At 54.4% G+C, this 23,409-nt stretch carries 20 protein-coding genes and 4 tRNA genes; 7 read left to right on the top strand and 17 right to left on the bottom strand.

Going from position 1 to position 23,409, the window contains the following annotated elements:
• Positions 1 to 32: 32 nt before the first annotated feature.
• Positions 33 to 1,127 (top strand): bifunctional nicotinamide-nucleotide adenylyltransferase/Nudix hydroxylase, encoded by a 1,095-nt coding sequence (locus E0L35_RS18060; protein ID WP_022523496.1) that lies wholly within the window; start codon positions 33 to 35, stop codon positions 1,125 to 1,127.
• Positions 1,128 to 1,140: 13 nt separating this feature from the next.
• Here the strand turns inward: E0L35_RS18060 and E0L35_RS18055 are convergent, their stop codons facing one another.
• The 7 genes from E0L35_RS18055 to E0L35_RS18025 form a co-directional block, all read right to left on the bottom strand.
• Positions 1,141 to 2,058, bottom strand: a complete 918-nt coding sequence (locus tag E0L35_RS18055) for a LysR substrate-binding domain-containing protein (RefSeq protein WP_009286686.1) — start codon at positions 2,056 to 2,058, stop codon at positions 1,141 to 1,143.
• A gap of 62 nt (positions 2,059 to 2,120) precedes the next feature.
• Entirely contained in the window at positions 2,121 to 3,542 is a 1,422-nt protein-coding gene (gene cls, locus E0L35_RS18050; protein ID WP_138801036.1) for a cardiolipin synthase, read from the bottom strand.
• Between the two features lie 92 nt (positions 3,543 to 3,634).
• Complete coding sequence (locus E0L35_RS18045) at positions 3,635 to 5,140, bottom strand: fumarate hydratase (protein WP_138801035.1); 1,506 nt, start codon at positions 5,138 to 5,140, stop codon at positions 3,635 to 3,637.
• A gap of 190 nt (positions 5,141 to 5,330) precedes the next feature.
• Positions 5,331 to 6,152 (bottom strand): endonuclease VIII, encoded by an 822-nt coding sequence (nei, locus tag E0L35_RS18040; RefSeq protein ID WP_138801034.1) that lies wholly within the window; start codon positions 6,150 to 6,152, stop codon positions 5,331 to 5,333.
• Between the two features lie 4 nt (positions 6,153 to 6,156).
• Complete coding sequence (gene uvrB, locus E0L35_RS18035; RefSeq protein ID WP_138801033.1) at positions 6,157 to 8,181, bottom strand: excinuclease ABC subunit UvrB; 2,025 nt, start codon at positions 8,179 to 8,181, stop codon at positions 6,157 to 6,159.
• 24 nt (positions 8,182 to 8,205) lie between these two features.
• Entirely contained in the window at positions 8,206 to 8,613 is a 408-nt protein-coding gene (locus E0L35_RS18030; RefSeq protein WP_022523500.1) for an OsmC family protein, read from the bottom strand.
• Positions 8,613 to 8,810, bottom strand: coding sequence for a hypothetical protein (locus E0L35_RS18025; protein WP_007114205.1), 198 nt, complete (start codon positions 8,808 to 8,810; stop codon positions 8,613 to 8,615). The genes E0L35_RS18030 and E0L35_RS18025 overlap by 1 nt, the downstream gene beginning before the upstream one ends.
• Before the next feature lie 176 nt (positions 8,811 to 8,986).
• On the opposite strand from E0L35_RS18025, the gene E0L35_RS18020 reads away from it, so the two are divergent.
• Positions 8,987 to 9,958 (top strand): folate-binding protein YgfZ, encoded by a 972-nt coding sequence (locus E0L35_RS18020; protein WP_138801032.1) that lies wholly within the window; start codon positions 8,987 to 8,989, stop codon positions 9,956 to 9,958.
• A 36-nt stretch (positions 9,959 to 9,994) separates the two neighbouring features.
• On the opposite strand, the gene E0L35_RS18015 is transcribed toward E0L35_RS18020, so the two are convergent.
• From E0L35_RS18015 to E0L35_RS18000, 4 genes are all read right to left on the bottom strand, one after another.
• Positions 9,995 to 10,762 carry a TatD family hydrolase gene (locus E0L35_RS18015; RefSeq protein ID WP_138801031.1) on the bottom strand — a complete coding sequence of 256 codons (768 nt, stop codon included), beginning with the start codon at positions 10,760 to 10,762 and terminating at the stop codon, positions 9,995 to 9,997.
• A 17-nt stretch (positions 10,763 to 10,779) separates the two neighbouring features.
• Positions 10,780 to 12,369 carry a peptide chain release factor 3 gene (locus E0L35_RS18010; protein ID WP_138801030.1) on the bottom strand — a complete coding sequence of 530 codons (1,590 nt, stop codon included), beginning with the start codon at positions 12,367 to 12,369 and terminating at the stop codon, positions 10,780 to 10,782.
• 239 nt (positions 12,370 to 12,608) lie between these two features.
• Positions 12,609 to 12,818, bottom strand: coding sequence for a putative motility protein (locus E0L35_RS18005; protein ID WP_022523503.1), 210 nt, complete (start codon positions 12,816 to 12,818; stop codon positions 12,609 to 12,611).
• Between the two features lie 140 nt (positions 12,819 to 12,958).
• A complete protein-coding gene (locus E0L35_RS18000) occupies positions 12,959 to 14,200 on the bottom strand; it encodes an FAD-dependent oxidoreductase (protein ID WP_138801029.1) in 1,242 nt (413 codons plus the stop codon).
• Between the two features lie 313 nt (positions 14,201 to 14,513).
• Between E0L35_RS18000 and amt the strand changes: the two genes are divergently transcribed.
• Positions 14,514 to 17,894 carry an ammonium transporter gene (gene amt, locus E0L35_RS17995; protein WP_138801028.1) on the top strand — a complete coding sequence of 1,127 codons (3,381 nt, stop codon included), beginning with the start codon at positions 14,514 to 14,516 and terminating at the stop codon, positions 17,892 to 17,894.
• 123 nt (positions 17,895 to 18,017) lie between these two features.
• On the opposite strand, the gene E0L35_RS17990 is transcribed toward amt, so the two are convergent.
• The 5 genes from E0L35_RS17990 to E0L35_RS26315 all read right to left on the bottom strand — a co-directional run bounded on the left by E0L35_RS17990 (position 18,018) and on the right by E0L35_RS26315 (position 18,718).
• Positions 18,018 to 18,092: transfer RNA gene (locus tag E0L35_RS17990), tRNA-His, on the bottom strand.
• Positions 18,093 to 18,126: 34 nt separating this feature from the next.
• Positions 18,127 to 18,201 (bottom strand) — tRNA-His (locus E0L35_RS17985).
• A 76-nt stretch (positions 18,202 to 18,277) separates the two neighbouring features.
• Positions 18,278 to 18,354 (bottom strand) — tRNA-Arg (locus E0L35_RS17980).
• A 92-nt stretch (positions 18,355 to 18,446) separates the two neighbouring features.
• Positions 18,447 to 18,523: transfer RNA gene (locus E0L35_RS17975), tRNA-Pro, on the bottom strand.
• 36 nt (positions 18,524 to 18,559) lie between these two features.
• Positions 18,560 to 18,718, bottom strand: coding sequence for a hypothetical protein (locus tag E0L35_RS26315; RefSeq protein ID WP_022523505.1), 159 nt, complete (start codon positions 18,716 to 18,718; stop codon positions 18,560 to 18,562).
• Between the two features lie 14 nt (positions 18,719 to 18,732).
• Between E0L35_RS26315 and folD the strand changes: the two genes are divergently transcribed.
• Positions 18,733 to 19,605, top strand: coding sequence for a bifunctional methylenetetrahydrofolate dehydrogenase/methenyltetrahydrofolate cyclohydrolase FolD (folD, locus tag E0L35_RS17970; protein WP_009286677.1), 873 nt, complete (start codon positions 18,733 to 18,735; stop codon positions 19,603 to 19,605).
• A gap of 38 nt (positions 19,606 to 19,643) precedes the next feature.
• A complete protein-coding gene (gene mtnN, locus E0L35_RS17965; RefSeq protein WP_022523506.1) occupies positions 19,644 to 20,351 on the top strand; it encodes a 5'-methylthioadenosine/S-adenosylhomocysteine nucleosidase in 708 nt (235 codons plus the stop codon).
• Between the two features lie 69 nt (positions 20,352 to 20,420).
• On the opposite strand, the gene pyrC is transcribed toward mtnN, so the two are convergent.
• Positions 20,421 to 21,458, bottom strand: coding sequence for a dihydroorotase (pyrC, locus tag E0L35_RS17960; RefSeq protein WP_022523507.1), 1,038 nt, complete (start codon positions 21,456 to 21,458; stop codon positions 20,421 to 20,423).
• Positions 21,459 to 21,682: 224 nt separating this feature from the next.
• Between pyrC and E0L35_RS17955 the strand changes: the two genes are divergently transcribed.
• Both E0L35_RS17955 and E0L35_RS17950 read left to right on the top strand, forming a co-directional pair.
• On the top strand, positions 21,683 to 22,099 hold the full coding sequence (locus E0L35_RS17955) for a hypothetical protein (protein ID WP_022523508.1): 417 nt from the start codon (positions 21,683 to 21,685) through the stop codon (positions 22,097 to 22,099).
• Between the two features lie 7 nt (positions 22,100 to 22,106).
• Positions 22,107 to 23,378, top strand: a complete 1,272-nt coding sequence (locus E0L35_RS17950; RefSeq protein WP_027959404.1) for an ATP-binding protein — start codon at positions 22,107 to 22,109, stop codon at positions 23,376 to 23,378.
• Positions 23,379 to 23,409: the final 31 nt, after the last annotated feature.

Genomic DNA, 23,409 nt, shown 5'->3' with positions numbered 1-23,409 from the left:
TCTGAGTTCACCAAACGAAAAAGGAAGCTTGGATGGCCACTGATACTTCGCGCTCTGCGACTGCCTGCGATTTCGACTGTTTGGTGTTTATTGGCCGTTTTCAGCCGCCACATCTGGGGCATCTCGCGGTCATTCGTGAAGCGCTCAAACGCGCACGGCAGGTCATTGTGTTGGTAGGCTCTTCTTGGCAGGCTCGCTCACTGCGTAACCCCTGGCGATTCGACGAACGACAAGCCATGCTTCGCGCGGGATTTGACGACGCCGATAATCAACGCTTGGAGATCACCCCGCTACTCGACGCCCTCTATAACGACGATGTTTGGGTGCGCGATGTGCAGCGCAAAGTGCGCGATTTAGCTGCACCTGCCAATGCTCGCCTACCACGTATTGGCTTGATCGGAGCCAGCCGCGGCCAGTCAAGCTACTACCTTTCACTGTTTCCTCAGTGGGAGTCTGTCAGCGTGCCGTCGGTGGAGGGGATTTCAGCCAGCCAAATACGTGAGCGACTGTTTCGCTCGCCGAGCTCAACGAATGACTACCTGAGTACCGGCGCTTACCACGATTTACCGCCAGGGGTGGTGGAGAGCGTCAAACACTTTTGCAATGAGGGCGCCTATCAGCGCCTGATCGAAGAGCAGCAGTTGTTGGATCAGTACCGTCAGGCCTGGGCTCACGCGCCCTACCCGCCTATTTTTGTCACGGTCAACGCAGTGGTCGTGCAGTCAGGCCATGTGCTGCTGGTACGACGCACGGCGGCACCGGGCAAAGGCCTTTATGCCCTGCCGGGAGGGTTTATTAACCCCCATGAACGGCTGCTGGATGCTTGCTTGCGTGAACTTCGCGAACGCATTCGCTTAAAGGTTCCTGAGCCTGTACTCAAAGGCTCGCTGCGTGGGCAACGCCTGTTTGATGAACCCCACCGCAGCTGGCGCGGGCGCACCTTGGCGGAAGCTTTCTATTTTGCGCTACGCCCCGATCAGCAGCTGCCACGCCTAAAGCCCGTTAAAGGCGGTGATCATGCGCGCTGGGTAGCACTTGCAGATCTCGAGCCCGACAGCCTGTTTGAAGATCACTTCTTCATCATTCAGAACTTTTTAGGGCTACCCGCAGATTTTGGCAGTAGCTAAACGTCAACAGGCCCTAGGCTTGTAGGAAATCCCGCGGCAGCTTCATCATCTGCCGCCATAAACGCTCTACGCCGGGCTTATGCACCATCGAGCAGCGATATAAGCGGATTTCCAGGGGGATATCCCAGCTAGGGTCGCCTGCCCTCACCAAACGGCCACTTTTCAGCTCTTCACGAATACAAAAGTCGGGGATCCATGCGACGCCAACGCCTTGTAATACCATTCCCTTCAGGCCTTCAGCCATGGCCGTTTCATATACCGTACGCAGCTTCATACGCAGCGGGTCATTTTTCAGCAGCATGCGCACACTGCGCCCTAAAAAGGCCCCCTGGGTGTACGAAAGATAGGGAATGGAGGTGTCGTGCTGGAGTGAAAACTTTGCTTTCCCATGCTCGTCGGGTAACGAAACGGGCAGCATATTGACCTTACCAATTGAGAAAGAGGGGAATACTTCAGCGTCCAGTTGCATCGTCGCAAAAGGGTCATAGTAGGCGAGCATCAGATCACAGTTGCCCTCTCGCAGCACATGTATTGCCTCGCCCACATTCATGGCCACCAAGCGGGTCGGCAACTCGCCCAAACCCTGCTGCAGGCGAGAGATCCAAGGCGGATAAAAACTCAACGCCAGGGAGTGCGCCGCGACAATATCCAGCGCCTCATTGGCGATAGAGAGACCGCGCAAATGGCTAAGCGATTCGTTTAACTGTTCGACCAGATTGCGCGCAGTAACCAAAAACAGCTGCCCTTCGGGCGTTAACCCCACGGGGGTAGTTGAACGATCTACCAAGGTGACATCAACGGCCTGCTCCAACGCGCGAATACGGCGACTAAAGGCCGGCTGGGTCACGTGTCGCTGGCGTGCTGACGCAGAGAAGCTGCGCGTATTGGCTAGCGCTACAAAATCTTCCAGCCATTTTGTTTCAAGATTCACCCCATGACTCCTTGTCTCACCCTGCGTTTGAGCATCTCGATTTTCCTTTTAGGCTGACGTATCTATTGAACCGGGGCCATTAAATAGGCCGCCCGCGAAACGACTTTCATCCATACCGGGCGCTGGTTAATTTCATCGATGGTGACACGCCGACAGTGAGCAAAGTCTTTTTCCAGCATCGCCTCGACGCAGGTAGCAAAATCACGACTTGGAATAAACGCGGTAATCTCAAAATTTAACCTAAACGAGCGATTATCCAAATTGACTGTCCCTACCGTGGCTGCTTCGTTGTCTACCAGCATGACTTTTTGATGTAAAAAACCAGGGAGATAACGGTATATTTTAACACCTGCCCTTAACATATCGGGTAGAAATGAGAATGCAGAGAGAAAAACCAGCAAGTGATCGGGGCGCTCTGGAATCATTACCCGAACGTCGACGCCGCGCATCGCTGCAAGCCGGAGCGCATCCTGAACTCCCTGGTCAGGGACGAAATAGGGGCTGGTCACCCACAGGCGCTGCTTGGCACTATGAATGACCTGCTGGACGAGCAGGCTGGCGGTGTCCTGACGGTCGGCGGGCCCAGAAGGCACGATCACCACATGATGGTCGGTGGCAGAGGATGACGTGTCGGCCATCCAGTTCAGGCTAATCACTTCATCCGTCGCCCAGTGCCAATCCTCCCAAAATGCCTCCTGCAAGCCCAGTACGCTGGGTCCTGCAAGCTTGAGATGGGTATCACGCCAAGGCCCGTGCCGTGGGTTCTCGCCGAGATATTCGACCCCAATATTAAAGCCCCCTATCCAGCCCTCCTTGCCGTCTATTACCGTTATTTTGCGATGGTTGCGAAAGTTAAGCTGAAAGCGGTGCTTAAAGCCTCGCGATGAGCGAAAGGCACTCACGGCCACCCCATCGCTGATTAAATCATTGAGGTAGCTATCGGCTAACTTGCGGCTACCCACTTCATCATAAAGAAAATAGACCCGCACGCCGCGCCGGGCAGCACACTGTAAATGGTGCTTCAAACGTTGCCCGAGAGCGTCGTCGCGAACAATGAAGAACTGCACCAAAACATATTTTTCCGCCCGGTCAATACCATCGAACAGGCTTTCAAACGTTGCTGGCCCGTCAATGAGCAGTGTCGCTTGATTGCCATGGGTTAACGGCATCATGGCAAGCTGCTCGACCGCCTGAATATCGGCGTTGGTAGAGGGCGCAACGTAGGGTTGAACGTTAGCCCGGTAGTGCACTAGAACCCGGCGTAGCACGGTGTCCCGCTGGCCGCGGGCAGACACATAGCCATAAAACCTTGGACGCCCGAAAAACCAGTACGCTGGAAGCGCGACATAAGGGAACGTCAGCAGCGAGATGATCCATGCCACGGCCCCCTGAGAGGTGCGACTAGACATCAGCGCCATAATGGCTGAAACGATGCCAAGCAGGTGTATCAGTAAGATGCTGGTCCCTAGCAACCAGGAGGTCATAGTCACGTCCTTATAAAGCCCTCACATAGAACAAGGCCTCGCCGTCAGCGAGGCCCTTATGCGTCTAAAGCCTAATCAACCTTACCACTCCATTACGCCGATTGGGCAATAATCTCTTTCCACTTCGCAGGCCCGGTTTGATGTACCGATGTGCCCAGGCTATCAACGGCGACGGTCACCGGCATATCTTCAACCTCAAATTCGTAGATTGCTTCCATGCCTAAGTCTTCGAAGCCCACTACCCGCGATTTTTTAATCGCTTGAGCGACCAGATAAGCCGACCCACCGACCGCCATTAAGTACACTGCTTCATTGTCACGGATAGCATCAATGGCGGCTTGACCACGCTCTGCTTTGCCGACCATACCTAACAGGCCAGTCTCTTCCAGCATGGTGCGGGTGAATTTATCCATCCGTGTGGCAGTGGTTGGACCAGCGGGGCCAACGACTTCGTCACCAATGGGGTCAACCGGGCCCACGTAGTAGATAAAGCGACCTTTCATATCCACCGGCAGTGGCTCGCCTTTGGCCAGCATATCGACCATGCGCTTATGAGCAGCGTCGCGGCCAGTGAGCAGCTTACCGTTCAATAGTAGCGTATCACCAGGCTGCCAGGTTTTAACCTCTTCAGGTGTCACCGTATCAAGGTTGACACGTTTGACGTTTTCTCCCGCCTCGCGAGTAATTTCCGGCCAATCCTCAAGCTTCGGCGCTTCAAGTACCGCGGAGCCAGAACCGTCCAGGGTAAAGTGGGCATGACGGGTCGCCGCACAATTGGGAATAATCGCGACGGGCTTGTTGGCCGCATGGGTTGGATAGTCTTTGACTTTAATATCCAGCACGGTGGTTAAGCCGCCTAACCCCTGGGCACCGATACCGCTCTTGTTGACTTTATCAAACAGCTCTAAACGCAGCTCTTCGGCACGATTGCTGGGGCCACGGGCCTGTAGATCCTGAATATCGATAGGATCGAGTAGCGCCTCTTTGGCAATCATCATGGCCTTTTCGGCGGTGCCGCCGATACCAATCCCCAGCATGCCGGGTGGGCACCAGCCAGCGCCCATCTTTGGCAGTTGCTCCATCACCCAATCAACCACGCTGTCAGAGGGATTCAGCATGGCAAACTTGGATTTTGCTTCGCTACCGCCGCCCTTCGCAGCCACGTGAATATCGACACTATCACCGGGCACAATCGAGTGGTGAATAATCGCCGGGGTGTTGTCTTTGGTGTTGGCTCGCTTGCCGTCAGGATCTGCAAGCACCGAGGCGCGCAGGATATTATCTGGCAGCAGGTAAGCACGACGAACACCTTCATTGATCATGTCGTCCAAGCTCATGTCCGCTTCCCAGGTAACGTTCATACCCACGTGAACGAATACGGTGACGATACCGGTATCCTGACAGATTGGGCGATGCCCGGTGGCGCACATGCGTGAGTTAATCAAAATCTGTGCGATGGCGTCTTTGGCGGCAGGGTTCTCTTCGCGCTCGTAGGCGGCTGCCATGGCATCGATGAAATCTTTGGGATGGTAGTAAGAGATGTACTGCAGAGCATCGGCAACGCTTTGAATAACGTCGTCCTGGCGAATCACGGTCATGGACTAATAGCTCCTAGGTTATCGTCTAGTCAGCGGCTTCCCCTCCGCGCCCGCGGAGGTGCCGTCTTAGCGTGCTACCAGTATACCGTATTGGCACTTACGCAGCAGCAATCCCTGGCACCTATCTGACTACTATGGTTAGGGCTTTAGTTGATGGTATCTCTTAAGCAAGATAACGGTATAACCCTACTCACGCCGACTGACAATATGGGCATAAATAGAGCCTTCGCGACCCAACCATTGTACGCTCAATCACCGTTCCACAGCGGTGGCATTCAAGCCCTGCCCGCTCGAAAACCGCAAAACGCCACTGCCTGCGCGGCTCACCCGCTGCTTTGGCCTGAGCAATCCAGGCCTCACGATTAGTAACACCTGCGGCTTGGTAGGCTTGCCGGGTAACATCAATGATGCAGTCAGCCAGAGTTTGCTGCTGTTCTGGGGTTAAATCCACCGGTCGAGCGCTTGGCGGAAGCTGGGAGAAAAAAAGGATTTCAGAGCGCAAATAGTTGCCCAGCCCGGCGACCAACCCCTGATCAAGCAGCAGTGCCCCCAGGCTGCGTTTATGAAACTGCTTTAAATTCAGCCGCTGCTGCACATCGGAGGGAGCCACGTCTTGACTCAACAAATCAGGGCCCAGGCGGGCTAAGAAAGGATGCTCGGTGAGAGTTTCTGCGTGCCAGAGGGAAATATCGGAGGCGCTATAGAGGCTGGCGCAGTGCCCTTCTGCGCTCAATCGAACCCGCAGCGCTCGCTTGGTATTAGGCGGCTTATCCTCGCTATGCAGCTTCCAAACACCATAAAGTTGGTTGTGGGAATAAAGCACGCGCTGATCGGCAAACCGGACCAGCATTGCTTTACCCCAGGTATCTACTCGGGCAACCCGAACACCAATAAATGAGGCTGCCTGCTCGGCAAGTTCTGGAAAAGCGAACCAGGCATCGTCGATCACCCGTCCACCTATCTGCTGCTCAATACGATCCGCCGCGCGGCGAATTTCTGGGCCTTCTGGCATACCGCTAGCCCAGCGCCAGCTGTTTGTCTTTCATTTGATGGAGCTGGTCGCGAAGCCGGGCCGCCTCTTCGAACTCCAGATTTTGTGCTGCCTCAAACATGGCGTCTTCGAGCTTACTGATAGCGCCCAGCAGATCTTGCTTGCTCATCGTGGTGACATCATACTCGGCGGCGCTTTCCGCCACCTTGCGCTCATTGCCACGGCGGCGACTGCTCTTTTTGCCTGGTGCCTGGGCGGCTTCAAGGATATCGGCCACTGAGCGGGTAACCGTTGTTGGCGTAATACCGTGTTCTTCATTATGAGCAGTCTGCTTGGCGCGACGACGCTCGGTTTCATCAATCGCCTTGCGCATCGAGTCAGTAATCCGATCACCGTAAAGAATCGCCTTGCCGTGGGCGTTACGGGCAGCACGGCCAATGGTCTGTATCAGCGAGCGCTCGGCACGCAGAAAGCCCTCTTTATCGGCGTCGAGAATTGCCACCAACGATACTTCGGGAATATCCAGGCCTTCACGTAGCAGGTTGATGCCCACTAACACATCAAACTTGCCCAGGCGTAAGTCACGAATAATCTCAACCCGCTCGACGGTGTCGATATCCGAATGTAAATAGCGCACTCGAATGCCGTGCTCGTCAAAATACTCGGTCAGGTCTTCCGCCATACGCTTGGTTAGCGTGGTCACCAGCACCCGCTCACCTACTGCAGTGCGCAGTCCAATTTCCGATAGCAGATCGTCTACTTGGGTACTGGCCGGACGCACTTCAATTTCAGGATCCAGCAGCCCGGTGGGACGCACCACCTGCTCAACGGTCTGGCTAGCGTGTTCGCCCTCATAGCGGCCTGGAGTGGCGGAAACAAAGATGGTTTGTGGTGAAATGGCCTCCCACTCTTCAAACTTCATGGGCCGGTTATCCAACGCCGAAGGCAATCGGAAACCATACTCGACTAGGGTCTCTTTACGCGAACGGTCGCCTTTGTACATACCACCTACCTGGGGCACGCTGACGTGGGACTCGTCGATAAATAGCAGTGCGTCATCGGGCAGGTAATCAAAGAAAGTAGGCGGTGGCTCGCCGGGGGCACGCCCAGAGAGGTAGCGGGAGTAGTTTTCGATACCGTTGCAGTAACCCAGCTCCAGCATCATCTCAATATCGTAAAGTGTGCGCTGCTCAAGACGCTGTGCTTCTACCAGCCGTTCATGCTTACGCATCCACTCCAGTCGCTCTTTGAGCTCCTCTTTAATGGCATCAATGGCGCCCAGAATCGTTTCCCGGGGGGTGACGTAGTGCGATTTTGGATAGATAGTCATCCTTGGCACCTCTCCGCGGACAGCGCCAGTGAGCGGATCAAACAGTCGGATAGTGTCGATTTCGCTGTCAAACAGCTCTACCCGCACCGCCTCCTCGTCAGAGTCGGCAGGAAAGATATCGATCACATCGCCGCGCACCCGGTAAGTACCGCGGCGGAAATCCATATCATTACGAGTGTACTGAAGCTCTGCCAAGCGCCGCAGGAAAGCGCGCTGGTCAATCAACTCGCCGCGAGTGAAGTGCAGACGCATCTTTAAGTATTGGTCGGGGTCACCCAAGCCGTAAATCGCTGACACTGATACCACAATCAGCGCATCGCGCCTTTCTAGCAGTGCCTTGGTGGCCGAAAGCCGCATCTGCTCGATATGGTCGTTTATCGAGGCATCTTTCTCGATAAAGGTATCCGAGGAAGGCACATAGGCTTCCGGCTGGTAGTAGTCGTAGTAGGAGACGAAATACTCTACGGCGTTATCCGGGAAAAACGCCTTGAATTCGCCATACAACTGGGCAGCCAGGGTCTTGTTCGGCGCCATCACGATGGTCGGGCGCTGCTGTTGTTCCACCACATTGGCCATGGTGAAGGTTTTGCCCGACCCGGTCACGCCAAGCAGCGTTTGGTGAGCAAGCCCAGATTCCAGGCCACTAATCAGCCCTTTAATAGCAGCAGGCTGGTCGCCAGCGGGCTGAAATTTTGACTGCAATCGAAAGGCTTTGCTCATCGGTGCTCCTATAAAAGATATAATTTAAACTAACCGGGTGGCGATCTCGACCGTAGACTGGGTCATCAGGCGTTGAATCGGGCAGCGGTGGCTAATATCTTCCAGCCGGGCGCGCTGTTCGGGGTCTTCAATACCGTGCAGTGTTAATGCCACGTCTAGCTTGTAGATGCCCTTTTTTTCCTGACTATCGTCCCGCTGCACGGTGACGGTAATACCCTCAAGCGGCCACTCTTTACGCTTGGCGTACATCTGCACGGTAACCGCCTTGCAGGTACCCAGAGCAATATCGAAATAGTCGTGGGGATCAGGGGCACTGCCCTCGCCACCTACTATCGGTGGCACATCGGCATATAGATCTTCCAAGCCATTGACTTCAACTCGCTGCCTAAAGACATGGTTGCGTTCACTGATCACGGTAATGGGAGGGTGCATTAGGATACCTTTACGCCTAGCTTGAGTTTTTCAATGGCATTAATCAGCGTCTCGCGTTTTGCCCGACCGTCCACATCGGCACCATGGCGCCCCACTTCGGCACTATCAACGCCATCAAGCATCATGAGCGCCGTGGTGATTTTGTTCACCTGATCGACCGATTTAACACCCTGGAATGTCAACGACTGCTGTGCCATAGCGTTTCCCTACCTGTTGCCCTGTGCAAAACTGATACAAGAGAAAGAGTCTAGCACGCTAATGGTGCCTTGCAATCAGTGACGACTGCCCACACCTAATAGCATTCAAGGCACTTTTACTTTTACGTACTGAATGCATCACTATCGAACGCTTTCCCACTTTTGCAGGAGTTTTTATGGCGACCGTTACCGCTAGCACCCCCGCCCTTGGCAGCGTCCGCCTTAACCACTTAGCCGCGCTGGATGTGAAGGGGGCGGATGCAGAAAAGTTCCTACAGGGCCAGACCAGCGCCCAAGTCAGCTTGGCCGACGGGCACTTTGCGCCGCTCACCTGTTTCTGCACGCCTAAGGGCCGCATGCTGGCCAACGCCCAGCTAATGCGCTTGGGCGAAGAGCATTATCGGCTACTGCTCAGTAATACCCTATTGGATAGCCTAGAGAGTCATCTTAAAAAATTCGCCGCTTTTTACCGTGCTGAACTAACCAGCCAACGCGACCTAGTATTCATTGGTGCCAGCGATGAGGCCCAATCGCTTGCGAATCAGCTGGGCCTGACGCTAGCTGATCAAGTAGGCACCCATACCAGCAACGATCAGGCCTGCGCAATCCGCTACCCTGGTGAGACACCGCGCTGGCTATTGTGTTTCGCAAACGACAGCAAGGTCGATTTAGCGTCGGCTCAGGATGACCAAGCGGGCCGTAACGCTTGGCAGCTTGAGGATATTCGTAGCGGTTTGGCGTGGCTAACCGATACCCAACAGGATCACTTCCTGCCCCAAATGCTGAACTGGGAAGCGCTGGGCGGCATTAGCTTTAAAAAAGGCTGTTACACCGGCCAGGAAGTCGTCGCCCGAGCACACTTCCGTGGTCAGGTGAAAAAGCGCTTGATGCGTATTAGCTTAGAAGCCGACTCACTGCCCGCAGCAGGTGCTAGCGTGGTTAATAGTGACGATAAAGCGGTAGGTGAAGTGGTGGTCAGTGCGTTTAATCATCAAGGCGGCGTCGAATTACTGGCAGTCATGAGCACCAAAGTCGCCGAAGAAACTATGCAACTTTATTTAGATGGGGTGCCAGCTACCCTTCTCCCATTGCCCTATGCAATTGAGCGCGTTGACCCGGAACAGCTAGCGGTTAGCCTTAACGGCTAGGCTTTCTCTAGGGCTAGGCGTTTCTTGCTAGGTTATTTAGGTTGAAGGCAAGCCAAACAGCGTCGCGGCGGTATTACTGCTCTGAGCTGCGACCTGCTCCTCTGTTTGCCCGCGCAGTGCGGCAACAACGCTGCATACCTCAGCCACTCGACATGGCTCATTACGCATGCCCTGATAGCCGCTAAGCGGCATATCGGGGCTGTCGGTTTCCAGCACAAAGGCACCATCAGGTAGCGCCGCAACGGTTCGACGTAAGCGCTTGGCGCGCTCGTAGGTGACTACGCCACCCAATCCCAGCTTGAAACCCAAGTCGAGAAACTTGTTAGCTTGCTCAATGGAACCTGAGAAGGCGTGAATCAACCCCGCTTTGGGAAGCGCAAGCTGGCGAAGGCGCTTCGCGACCTTGTCATTGGCGTGGACGCAGTGAATCACCACTGGGAGTGCATGCTGTTTGGCCAATCTTAGCTGGACATCAAAGTAGTACCACTGAGCTTCAAGGGTATCGGTAAAACGACCATCAATACCGCACTCACCCACGGCAACCACTTCAGGATGCTCGCCAAGCAGAGAATCAAGCGCGTTAATATCCTCGGTTTGATGCTCATCGACAAAGTAAGGGTGTAACCCCAGGCATACCGCGGTATCCGATCGTGCGCCAAGCGCCAGCACCTGCTGCCAGCGGGTACGGGTAGTGCCCGGCACCACAAAGTGCGCCACACCCACTGCCTTGGCACTCTCAAACACCTCCGCTCGATCCTTATCAAACTGGGTAAAATCGAGATGACAGTGGGCATCAACCAGCATGGGACTACCTATACATGTTAGTGCTCACGGGTCGGCTGGAAGCGAATATCCGGCCAACGCTCCTGAGTCATCTGCAGGTTCACCCGGGTAGGCGCAATGTAGGTGAGATAACCACCACCATCGATCGCCAGGTTGGCACTGGCCTTGCGCTTGAACTCTTCCAGCTTTTTGGCATCTTCACAGTAGACCCAGCGAGCTGTCTGGACATTGACACCTTCATAGAGGCAGTCGACCTTGTACTCCTCCTTGAGACGGTGGGCGACCACATCGAACTGCAGGGTACCTACGGCGCCGAGAATCAGGTCGTTGTTGTCCATGGGCATAAAGACCTGGGTAGCGCCCTCTTCGGAGAGCTGCTGCAAGCCTTTTTGTAGCGCCTTCATTTTCAGCGGGTCTTTCAGCCGCACACGCTTAAAGAGTTCAGGCGCAAAGTGGGGTATGCCGGTAAAGCGCATATCTTCGCCCACGGTAAAGGTATCGCCGATCTGAATCGTGCCGTGATTATGCAGGCCAATAATATCGCCGGGCCAAGCCTCTTCTACCTGGGAGCGGTCGGAGGCCATAAAGGTCAAGGCGTCGGCAATCTTAACGTCCTTGCCGATACGCACATGGCGCATCTTCATGTTCTTTTCGTACTTACCCGAGCAGACGCGCAAAAAAGCGATGCGGTCGCGGTGATTGGGATCCATATTGGCCTGGATTTTAAACACGAAGCCGGTGAAGCGCTCATCATCAGATGTGACTACCCGCGTATCGGTTTCGTGGGCCTGGGGCGGCGGCGCGTACTCGACAAAACCGTCAAGCATTTCACGCACACCAAAGTTACCCATGGCGGTACCGAAATAGACCGGTGAAAGCTCCCCCCTCCGGTAAGCATCCAGATCAAACTCATGGGAGGCACCGCGCACCAGCTCGACTTCCATGCGCAGCTCTTCGGCCTGCTCTTCTCCAAGCACAGCATCCACTTCGGGATTATCCAAACCCTCAATGCGCTTATCCTCGGGAATGCGGCTACCCTGCCCCTGGGTATAAAGATGAATCACGTCGTTATAAAGGTGATAAACGCCCTTAAAGTGGCGACCCATGCCAATCGGCCAGGTCATCGGCGCACACTGGATATTCAGTACCGTTTCAACTTCATCCATCACCTCAATGGGATCACGGATATCGCGATCCATTTTGTTGATGAAAGTGAGGATCGGCGTGGTGCGCAGACGACACACTTCCATCAATTTAATGGTGCGATCCTCAACACCTTTGGCGCCGTCGATCACCATCAAGGCAGAGTCAACCGCCGTAAGCGTACGGTAGGTATCTTCAGAGAAGTCTTCGTGACCCGGTGTATCCAGCAGATTGACGATGCGGCCGCCGTAGGGGAACTGCATCACCGAGGTCGTTACCGAGATCCCCCGCTCCTGCTCCATCTTCATCCAGTCTGACGTTGCATGGCGATCGTTACGCTTGCTCTTCACCGAGCCGGCTAACTGGATGGCATTCCCAAATAGCAGCATTTTTTCGGTAATGGTGGTTTTACCGGCGTCGGGGTGCGAAATAATAGCGAATGTCCTGCGAAGCTCGGCTTCACGGGCTAATTGAGTCTCTTTCATTGTGCCTCTTCAAATATAGGGTCTCATTCGCAGCACTCACTCAGCAGCTTTCGCTAACTGGCCACCGCGCGTTGAGCCATGTCCATTGCGACAATTGTAACGCTTGGAGGCGGCTTTTGTCGCGGGTGGCGTCAAATGTGACGCTCTTGAAAAAGGCCAAAAAAAAACGCTGAACAAGTCAGCGTTTTAATCTTACAAAGTGGCACAAGGCCGATGTTAACCACCACCAAAGCCGGGGGCTAGGCGAAGGTATTTACCTGCGTACCTAGGGTGCCCTCTTTAGCTAAATCTGGCTGCGCGCCAGTATCGGCAGAGGCCATTATTTCAGTTACTTGATCAGCTTGCGTATCCAAAGCTTCTTTGAAAACCTGCATTTGAGCCTGTTCGGCGGTTTGCGCCTGATTCATATACAGCGATGCACTGACTGAACTGCTGATGCCTACATCCATATATCCACCTCATGGTGTGCAAATGTACTTATAAACTAGCAAAGCATTAGATCACGCGCAAAGATACCGTCTCTATTACTGGTGCTAGCGTCTATTACTATCGGCCTAACTCGCCTGATCATTAATAAATAAAGCGCTAGTTAGAACCTATCAGCACGAAATGGTGCCATATCGATGGCCGTGGGCTGCCCCTCCATCATATCCGCCATTAGATGACCAGTGGCGGGCCCCAGAGTGAACCCCTGATGGCCATGGCCAAAGGCAAGCCACAACCCTGGATGCCTTGGCGCAGGCCCAATCACTGGCTTCATATCGGGCAAACAGGGGCGCGCGCCTTTCCAAGGGGCGTCATCGCGTCGCTCGCCCAAGGGGAACACGCTGCGTGCCACTTTCTCGGCGGCGCCCAGTTGATTGACATCAGCAGGCGCATCCAAGCGATCCAGCTCAGCGCCGGTAGTCAAGCGAACCCCTGCGTTCATCGGCGCCAGCAGGTAGCCCACCTCGGCATCCATAACCCAGAAATTTAGCTTGGCTGGCGCTTGAGGCGCGTAGTGCATGTGGTAGCCACGTTTTACAAAGGTAGGAAAGTGGTAGCCCAATTCTTTTAGCCAGCTTCCCGCCCAGGGCCCTAGCGCCACGACGACGTCATCTACTTCTAACGCTTCAGCAGCGGTATTGACCTGCCAGCGATCACCCATTTGCTGAACCGACTTGATATCCGACTGCAAAATACGCCCGCCATCATTACTAAACGCTTGGGCGTAAGCCGCGACTAACCCACCTGGATCAGCAACCGTCCAGGGATCAAGCCAGTGAATTGCGCCGATAATGGTGTCACTCAAAGAGGGCTCTTTCTGCGCAAGAGCCGCCTTATCCAGTTGCTCAAACTGCACGCCATAAAGGCGCCGTGCTTCTTCGGCCTCGGTTATCCGCGCAGCAAGTTTTTCAGGCGTGCGATATAGCTCAAGCCATCCCTGCCTGCGCACCAAGTGCTCAGCGCCTGCGGCTTCAATCATCGGGCCGTGGGTTTTTAGCGAAAGCTGAATCAGTGAGGCGTATTCCGGCACGATTTTCTGGTAAGTCTTCGGCGCTGAGTTCATCCAGTAGCGCAATAGCGGGGAGGCGGCGTTGACCATACCCGTGGGGCGGTAACGAATATCTACCCGACGGTTAGGTAAAACGCTGAGGAGCGTTTTAACGTCGCGGGGAAAAGGGTAAGGCCTTACCGCTTCCCGCTGAATGATACCCGCATTGCCAAACGAGGTTTCGCGGCCAGGCTGAAGGCGATCTACTAGGGTCACCTCATGCCCACGCTGGCGCAGATGCCAGGCAATGCTGACACCGACCATGCCTGCTCCCAAAACTACCGTTTGACGCGCCATCTTGATGCACTCCCTTTTCAGCGTTTATGAACCACAATTGAAGATCTATAACTAATTGAAAAATATCACCAATCAATGCGCATTAACACAGTAGAAAACGCTATTTTATTTCTAAAAATCAGTAATTAATGCTGCCATTAGCGTTAAAAAGGATGACTTCACTATTAGCGGCATAACAATTGCTTAGTTTCTATTAGGAAACCTGAATAGCAGTCAGCTAGCACCGGTGCAACGGTTCCCCCTCCTTCCGCTTAAAACAAACAAAGCACCAAAAAGAAGCGCACTTGCACCAAAAGATACTAAGGAAAACACCATGCCTACCACGCTAAATTTGGACAGCTCGTTGCTCGATATGCTCTGGGTGCTCTGGGCCGCTGCTCTGGTATTTGTGATGCAAGCTGGCTTTCTCTGCCTGGAAGCGGGCACTACGCGCACCAAGAATGCTATCAACGTCGCTATGAAAAACGTAGCGGACTTTGCCATTGCCGTCAGTATTTTTTGGTTAGTCGGTTTTGGTCTCATGTTTGGCGACTCTCACCACGGCTTAATCGGCACAACGCTGTTTGGTTGGCAATTAGAAGCCTCCAGCCACTGGGTGATTACCGTTTTTATTTTCCAAGCAATGTTCTGCGCCACCGCCGCTACCATTGTGTCGGGCGCAGTGGCAGAACGTATGCCCTTTTTAGCCTATACCTGGACGGCCCTCTGGATAGCCTTGGTTATCTATCCGGTTTTTGGGCATTGGGCATGGGGCGGGCTTTTGGATGGCGCGGAAGGCTGGTTAGGGGCGCTAGGGTTTGTCGACTTTGCGGGCTCCACGGTCGTACATAGCGTAGGCGGTTGGGTCGCCCTGGCAGCGGTACTGTGTATTGGGCCACGCAGCGGACGCTTCAGCCACGGTAAACCACCTACTGCCTTCCCTTCAGGCAACTTACCCCTCGCCATGTTAGGCGCACTGTTTATGATCTTAGGCTGGTTTGGCTTTAACGGCGGTAGCACCCTGGCCGTTACCGAGCAAATACCCAGCATAATAGCCAATACTGTTTTGGGCGCCGTCGGCGGCATCCTTTCGGGCATGCTGATGGGGCTACGCACTCGGCGCTACGCCGACGTTATGTATGCGATTAATGGCGCCATTGCGGGCTTGGTCGCCGTCACCGCCAGCGCTCATGTGATCTCCTTATCGGCGGCATTTGGGCTGGGTGCGGTTAGTGGCGTACTGATGGTACTGACCAGCGAATGGCTGATAAGCAAACATATTGATGATGCAGTCAGCGCCATACCCTCGCACCTCGTCGCGGGCGTATGGGGTACGCTAGCACTGCCCTGGGTCGCTGACTTAACACTGATGGATAGTGGCTTGTCTCGATCCGCTCAGTTTGGCGTTCAGTTGATCGGCGTTGTGGTGTGCGGCGTTTGGAGCTTTGGCAGCGCATGGCTACTGTTCCGCATTACCCGGCGCTTCCTGCCCATACGCGTCTCACCTGAAGCAGAAAAGATGGGCCTCAATCTCGCCGAGCATGGCGCCAAAAATGAGTTGAACCAGTTGATTGAGCATATGCGCCAACATGAACAACAAGGTGATATGCGCCAGCGAATTGACGCCGACCCGTTTACCGAAGTGGGCGAAATAGCGGCGAGCTATAATCGCGTAACTGCTGCCCTTGAAAGCGCCGTTGGACATACCCGCGTGATGCTTCGCAATCTCCGCGATGGCGTGATTACCTGGCAGGCAGACGGCACCCTGACCAGCCTTAACCCTGGGGCGGAGCAACTCTTCGAGGTCGACGCCAAACAGATTATTGGCCAACCTGTCTCGCAGCTATTGCCAACCCGCTCCCTTAGCCCCGGAGCACGCCATGAAATTAAACGCCGCTGCGCAGATATGCAGGTACGCTACCTTGAAATACAAGTCAGCGAAGGAGCCAGCGGTTCCGCGTCAGAGCGCTCAGGGATGGTGCGCGATATTACCGAGCGCAAACAGCTGCAGGAGCAGTTAAACCGCGAACGCGACCTTGCCCGCACTACCCTGGCATCGATCGGTGATGGCGTCATTACCTGTGACGCTAGTGGCAACGTAACGTTTATCAATGCGGAAGCTAAGCGCTTGACCGGATGGACACTCGAAGAGGCCATGGATAAACCCATTTACGTGGTGTATCAATTACTCGATGAAGCCAGTGGCCAACCGCTAAACAACCCAGCCCGGCAAGTTCTCACCCAACTAACTCCGGTTCACTCCACCGAGCACTGCCTACTGGTCAATCGTGATCACTCGCATACCCCCATCCAACACAGCGCTTCACCAATACGTTCGCGCAGCGGCATTACCTTAGGTGCAGTGGTCGTTTTTCAAGATGTTAGCCTCACTCGCCAGCTGACCGAACAGCTGAGCTATCAGGTCAGCCATGACAACCTAACCGACCTGCTCAACCGCCGCGCCTTCGAATCAGCACTGACTGCACTACTTAATCGCGACGATGGCCACCATGTGCTGTGTTACCTGGATCTCGATCAGTTCAAAATCGTCAATGACACCTGCGGCCATCTCGCTGGAGATGAGTTGCTGCGTCAATTGGCGTTAAAATTTAAAGACCATGTGCGCAGCAGCGATATCGCCGCCCGTCTGGGTGGCGATGAATTCGCTTTGTTGCTACCTGATTGCGGTATAGAGCGAGCATTGACGATTACGGAAGCGTTACGCTGTGATATCGAGCAGTATCGTTTTTCTTGGCAGGGCCATACCTTTGGTATCGGCGTAAGCATTGGCTTGGTTGAACTCAACGCCGCTCAGCCCATGCAGTTGAGCCAGGCTCTCCACGCCTCTGACGCTGCGTGCTACGCCGCGAAAGAGGCAGGCCGCAATCGCATCCACTGCTATCAGCCTGACGATCATGCTTTACTGGAGAAACACGGCGAACTGCAGTGGGTACAACGCTTGCAAAATGGCTTGGATAACGACACCTTCCGTCTTTTCGCCCAACCCATTGCAGCCATTTGCGCCACTGGCCCTGGCTACCGGGAAATTCTGCTGCGACTTGAAGAGCATGGAGAGATCATCGCGCCAGGTAGCTTTCTACCCGCTGCCGAGCGTTATCACTTTATGGAGCGCATTGACCGCTGGGTGATTCGTAACACCCTAGCCTGGCTAGGGGATCAAAACCGCCATGCGACGCTGCCACCTCACAGCTTATGGGGGATCAATCTTTCAGGTGCGTCGCTTTCCGATGCGGATTTTTGTCACGACCTTATTACTCAGGTCGCCATGGCAGGCCTGCCCCACGGCACGCTCTGCTTTGAAATTACCGAAAGCACCGCCATTGCCCAACTCTCAAGCGTGAGTGAAATAATTGTCACCCTTAAAGAGTACGGCTGTCGCTTTGCACTGGATGACTTTGGTACCGGCCTCTCCTCTTTTAGTTATTTGAAGCAGTTGCCCGTCGATTATTTGAAAATTGACGGTAATTTTATCCGCAATGTGCATCAGGATCCGATTGATCGGGCGATGGTTGAGGCGATTCATGCCGTCGGCAAGGCGTTAGGAATTGAAACCATTGCTGAATTTGTGGAAACCCAGGCAACGCTGGATATTTTGCACCACATGGGAATCAACTACGCGCAGGGGTATTTGCTGGGCAGGCCTGAGCCGCTCACCCATATGGCGGGTAACCGCATTAAGGTGATGCCCCGCTAGCTACAATAAAGGGGGAGTCTAAAAGCCAGAAACACAAAAACCCCAGTTAAGGGCATACTCTCTAAAAGAAGGGGTAAACTAAAAGGAAATTAAAAATAGCAGAAGCGATATATGCTGGGGTAATGGGGTGGATGATGGGACTTGAACCCACGACCACCGGAGTCACAATCCGGGGCTCTACCACTGAGCTACACCCACCACAACCTAAAACTGGAAACGCAAATATTGTCACTGGGGTGGATGATGGGATTTGAACCCACGACCACCGGAGTCACAATCCGGGGCTCTACCCCTGAGCTACACCCACCAAAGACAATCTTACGTAGAACAAATAGCATGCGCTTGAAGATATGATTCTGACAGGTTGTTACCACTGAATTAGGTGGCACGCCCAGCAGGAATCGAACCCGCAACCTACGGCTTAGAAGGCCGTTGCTCTATCCGGTTGAGCTATGGGCGCACATATAGTATTCATATAATACGAATACCGATGAGCACTAGACCACAACTGCAGCTTGGAAAAGCAAACTACTACCTTTCATGCTAAGTGATTGGTCGGGATGGAGGGATTCGAACCCCCGACATCCTGCTCCCAAAGCAGGCGCGCTACCAGACTGCGCTACATCCCGATTTTTATCACCTTAGACGCTACCGTGCTGCCCGTCTCAAGCGAGGCATATATTACTATTTTTAATTTTAAAGTCAACCATTAAAGTGATTGTTCGTGAAGGCGCTTTGCCTGGATGCTCCAGCGTGCGAAAATTACCGCCTTTAAAGCGCTGTGGCTTGAGCGCTTTAATGCCTAGGCTATTTTTAACATTCACAGGGACTCCATTACATGACCGCCCAACTAATCGATGGCAAAGCCATCGCTGCTACTGTCCGCCAACAGGTTGCCGAAAAGATCGCTGCACGCCGTCAAACCGGCGGACGGGCACCGGGACTAGCCGTGGTTGTGGTCGGGGACGATCCCGCCTCTCATGTGTATGTCAGCAATAAGCACCGCGCCTGCGAACAAGCTGGCATTCTCTCCTTTCAGCATGCCCTACCCGCTACAACCTCACAGCATGAACTGGAAGCCCTGGTTGATCAGCTCAACAGCGACCCGACCGTTGATGGCATCTTGGTTCAACTGCCACTGCCCAAGCATCTCGATGCCGAGCCCATTTTAGAGCGTATTCTGCCTGGCAAAGACGTCGATGGGTTTCACCCCTACAACATTGGCCGCTTAGCGCAGCGTATGCCCGCCCTACGCCCCTGCACGCCGAAAGGAATCATGACCCTACTGGCACAGAGCGATATTGCGCTACGCGGCTTAGATGCCACCGTTGTGGGCGCCTCTAACATTGTAGGCCGCCCTATGGCGCTGGAGCTGATGCTGGCAGGCTGTACCACCACCGTATGTCACCGTTTTACCCGCAACCTTGAAGATCACGTAAGCCGAGCCGACATCCTGGTCGTGGCCGTCGGCAAGCCGGGTATCGTGAAAGGCGAATGGATTAAGCCGGGCGCTATCGTGATCGACGTAGGCATCAATCGTCAGGAGGATGGCACGTTAAAAGGCGATCTTGATTTTGCCACCGCCGCCGAACGCGCCAGCTTTATCACCCCCGTACCTGGCGGCGTGGGGCCGATGACCGTAGCTACTCTGCTGGAAAATACCCTTGAAGCCGCCGAGAAGCACGATTTAGCTCCCCTAGAGCACGCCTGAGTTAAACAACACCACTTTTAATGTAGGAGCATGGCGCAGTGAAGCGTATTGGTATTATTGGCGCAATGGCGCAGGAAGTGAGCACCTTGGTGAGTCAGTTGGACAATCCCCAACGCTACGAGCACGCGGGTTTTGTCTTCCATACCGGCACGCGTTACGGCCTTGAGGTCATTGTGCTGCAGTCAGGGATTGGTAAGGTCAATGCCGCAGTAGGCACGGCTATTTTATTAGAGCGCCATCAGCCCGATGCCATTATCAATACCGGTTCCGCCGGTGGCTTTGCCGCCGATTTAGCCATTGGCGATGTAATCATTTCAGACGAAGTACGCCATCACGACGTCGACGCCGTGGTATTTGGCTACGAGATAGGCCAAGTGCCAGGGATGCCCGCCGCCTACTTGGCCGACAAATCGCTGCGAGAAGTGGCGCGTAATGCCATCGTCTCGTTAGGTGAAGTCCAGGTACGCGAAGGCTTGATCGCTACCGGTGACGCCTTTATGGCTGACCCTGCAAGGGTAGACGCTACCCGTGCCCAGTTCCCTAGCATGCTTGCGGTAGAGATGGAGGGCGCAGCCATTGCTCAAACGTGCCACCTCTACCAGTGCCCCTTCGTGGTGATCCGCGCGCTCTCTGACATTCCTGGCAGTGGCGACAACCACCTCTCCTTCGATGAATTTCTGGAAGTGGCCGCCGACCACTCATCGCGCATGGTTGACCAAATGCTTAAGCAACTTGGCAACGTCTAACAGGGCTTACTAAGCGCTTGGAGCCGTCGACTGTTAAAGCGTCGACGGTTCTTGTTAAGACCTGGCTTGTTAAGACCTAACCGCCCAGTTAAGCGTCTCCCCCGCCAGCAATGGAATAATGTTCTCTCCCTGAGCGTAAGGATAACTCTCCGGCAGTGTCCAACCCCGTCGCTCTAGCGTAATGGTGTCTGCGTTAGCCGATAACCCATAAAAACGCGGCCCATTCAGGCTGGCGAAGGCTTCCAACTTATCCAGGGCACCCATTTCATCGAAGGCGGTGGCGTAAAGCTCAATGGCCACGGGGGCAGTATAGGCACCGGCACAGCCGCAGCTTGACTCTTTAGCCCCCTGGGAGTGGGGCGCGCTATCGGTGCCCAAAAAGAACTTATGGCTACCGCTGGTGGCTGCTTTAAGCAGCGCCTGGCGATGCTGCTCACGCTTTAGAATGGGCAGGCAGTAGTAGTGAGGACGAATCCCACCCACCAGCATCTTATTGCGGTTAAACAGCAGGTGATGCGCAGTAATGGTGGCGGCCACATTATCCGGTGCCTGGGCAACAAACTCTGCGGCTTGCTGGGTGGTGATATGCTCACACACTACTCTCAGCGCCGGATGGCGTTCCAGCAGCGGTTTTAGCACTGTTTCAATAAACACCGCTTCGCGATCAAAAATATCGATCTCAGCATGGGTGACTTCACCGTGCACCAAAAGTGGCATGCCAACCTTAGCCATCATTTCGATAGTGGCGTCACAGTGGGCCAAATCGGTCACCCCTGAATCGGAGTTAGTCGTGGCACCCGCCGGGTAAAGCTTCACCGCTTTGACAATGCCACTTTGTGCCGCGCGCTCGATCTCTTCCGGTGGAGTTGTATCGGTGAGATAGAGCACCATTAAGGGCTCGAAGGTACTGCCCGCTGGCAAGGCAGCAAGAATACGCTGACGATACTCAAGCGCCTGGGCCGTAGTGGTAACCGGCGGGGTGAGATTGGGCATAATGATCGCCCGCCCCATCTGCGCTGCGGTATGGCCTACCACCGCGTTGAGCGCCTCATCGTCGCGCAAGTGAAGGTGCCAGTCATCGGGGCGGGTCAGTGTTACAGTGTCCACGGCATGTCCTGTAGTGGTGTTAAGTCGGGTAAAATACGCCATGTACAGTATACGCAATTGCGCGATGGGATAAATCCGCTCCTCAAGTGCCCACACCCCAGCCCAAGTATCGTATTATGGCGGCGCTGTTTTAGAGACACAGCTCTTTCAAGATCCAGATCTAACGGTTAGTTTTTGCAGTCGTTTATAAAAGTTAGTTTTTGACGCTAAGGATTCGGTTGTTTATGCAGAACGTGCGCCGCTATGCGGATATTATTGCCAGCCTGGAAGGATTGATGTGGCTAAGCCTCGCTTGGTCGATTTCGCTCTCCGTTCATATCGGCAGCACAGAACCCACTCTTGCTAGCTTATTGGTGATTGGTGCTCTAGTGGTTTTCTGCTGGGCTCATCGGCCACTGCGTTACCTGTTGCGCCGCTACCATATTCGCAAGCGACGCACCGATATGTGGATCCATACCCTGGCTCTGCCGTTGCTGCTGGCGATGTTCCTCCACATCATGCTTGAAGCGTTATTGGGTAGCGCCTGGTTGCCGCCTAAAATGCTGCTGTTCAATATATTGGCGTCGGCTGGCTGGACAACCTACGTGATGACCCTGTTGATTAAATCTGTCATTCATGGCTTTAAAGCCAAAACCAAGTAAGCCCATCATGCCGACTGCCCTACCCCTCCCGCTTTCTACACCCAACCGTAACTTGGTGCGACTGACTATTGTGCGCGGCATCACCTGGACGGGTTTTTTACTGGCGATTGTGGTGGGCGTTGAACTGCTCGCCTTCGATTTACCGGTGACCGCCGTGGTGAGCGTGGTCATTTCAATGGGCGTACTCAATATTGCCACCTGGTGGCGCCTGGGCCGTCCCCGCGCGGTGACGCACCTTGAGTATTTGCTGCATTTACTTGCCGATATCACCGGCTTAACACTACTGTTCTATTTCTCGGGCGGTTCCACCAACCCTTTTATTACCTACTACCTGGTGCCGGTTACCATCGCCGCCGCCACACTGCCCTGGCGCCATGCCTGGATCATCGCGGCATGCTCCATGGCGGGCTATACCTTTTTAATGTTCTCCTACCACCCCATCCCGCAACTGGGCCATATCAACAGTGATAGCCCCTTGAGCCTGCATATACTAGGCATGTGGCTTAACTTTGGCCTCTCTGCGGGGCTGGTAACCTTTTTTATCTACAAAATGGCTCACGCGCTGCGTAGCCGTGATCAGGCGCTCTCCCGCACTCGGGAAGCGGCCCTGCGCAATGAGCAGGTGTTGGCGGTCGCAACCCAGGCCGCGGGCACTGCCCACGAACTGGGCACACCACTCTCTACCATGGCAGTCCTCCTCAAAGAGATGCAGGCCGATGCCCCCGCCGATTCGACGCTTGATCAGGACATTAACTTATTGCGCCAGCAGGTCGACGTATGCAAATCACGTCTACAAAATTTGGTCTCCAATGCTGACCGGCGGCGTATGGCAGAACCCGAAGTGCTCGATGCAGAAGTGTGGTTAGCGGGGGTTGTTCAGCGCTGGTTGGTGCTCCGTCCTGATGTGAGCCATCAGTTCGATGTGGCAGAGAAACGCGGAAGACCTTGGCTGGCCGTCGATGCCACGCTCGACCAAGCATTGACCAATTTGCTCAATAACGCCGCTGACGCCAATCCTGAGCACATTGCCATACGCTTAGACTGGCAGAGTGAGAGCGTGGTGATCGATATTCGTGACCATGGCCCAGGTGTCGCCATGTCGATCGCCGACCAGTTGGGTGAGACGTTTATTTCGACTAAAAGCAAAGGCATGGGCATCGGCTTGTTTTTAACCCATGCCACCATCAATCGCTTTGGTGGTGGTGTAAGCCTGTATAATCACCCGGAAGGGGGTACGCTAACGGAAGTCACGCTGCCCCGCTGCGCAGCGCCAACTTAATCGCGCCCGCCCCAAGCACCGCCAGTTATGG

Origin of the sequence: Halomonas sp. ATBC28, from assembly GCF_005937175.1 — a bacterium.
Classification (GTDB): domain Bacteria; phylum Pseudomonadota; class Gammaproteobacteria; order Pseudomonadales; family Halomonadaceae; genus Vreelandella; species Vreelandella titanicae.
Note: the sequence above shows the minus strand (reverse complement) of the source record. Positions and strands in the feature narration are given on the sequence as shown.

Bases quoted from the DNA above. Each gene is read 5' to 3' on its own strand.
- E0L35_RS18060 (WP_022523496.1), top strand. From the start codon at position 33: ATGGCCACTGATACTTCGCGCTCTGCGACTGCCTGCGATTTCGACTGT.
- cls (WP_138801036.1), bottom strand. From the start codon at position 3,542: ATGACCTCCTGGTTGCTAGGGACCAGCATCTTACTGATACACCTGCTT.
- E0L35_RS18045 (WP_138801035.1), bottom strand. From the start codon at position 5,140: ATGACCGTGATTCGCCAGGACGACGTTATTCAAAGCGTTGCCGATGCT.
- nei (WP_138801034.1), bottom strand. From the start codon at position 6,152: ATGCCAGAAGGCCCAGAAATTCGCCGCGCGGCGGATCGTATTGAGCAG.
- uvrB (WP_138801033.1), bottom strand. From the start codon at position 8,181: ATGAGCAAAGCCTTTCGATTGCAGTCAAAATTTCAGCCCGCTGGCGAC.
- E0L35_RS18030 (WP_022523500.1), bottom strand. From the start codon at position 8,613: ATGCACCCTCCCATTACCGTGATCAGTGAACGCAACCATGTCTTTAGG.
- E0L35_RS18025 (WP_007114205.1), bottom strand. From the start codon at position 8,810: ATGGCACAGCAGTCGTTGACATTCCAGGGTGTTAAATCGGTCGATCAG.
- E0L35_RS18020 (WP_138801032.1), top strand. From the start codon at position 8,987: ATGGCGACCGTTACCGCTAGCACCCCCGCCCTTGGCAGCGTCCGCCTT.
- E0L35_RS18015 (WP_138801031.1), bottom strand. From the start codon at position 10,762: ATGCTGGTTGATGCCCACTGTCATCTCGATTTTACCCAGTTTGATAAG.
- E0L35_RS18010 (WP_138801030.1), bottom strand. From the start codon at position 12,369: ATGAAAGAGACTCAATTAGCCCGTGAAGCCGAGCTTCGCAGGACATTC.
- E0L35_RS18005 (WP_022523503.1), bottom strand. From the start codon at position 12,818: ATGGATGTAGGCATCAGCAGTTCAGTCAGTGCATCGCTGTATATGAAT.
- E0L35_RS18000 (WP_138801029.1), bottom strand. From the start codon at position 14,200: ATGGCGCGTCAAACGGTAGTTTTGGGAGCAGGCATGGTCGGTGTCAGC.
- amt (WP_138801028.1), top strand. From the start codon at position 14,514: ATGCCTACCACGCTAAATTTGGACAGCTCGTTGCTCGATATGCTCTGG.
- folD (WP_009286677.1), top strand. From the start codon at position 18,733: ATGACCGCCCAACTAATCGATGGCAAAGCCATCGCTGCTACTGTCCGC.
- E0L35_RS17955 (WP_022523508.1), top strand. From the start codon at position 21,683: ATGCAGAACGTGCGCCGCTATGCGGATATTATTGCCAGCCTGGAAGGA.
- E0L35_RS17950 (WP_027959404.1), top strand. From the start codon at position 22,107: ATGCCGACTGCCCTACCCCTCCCGCTTTCTACACCCAACCGTAACTTG.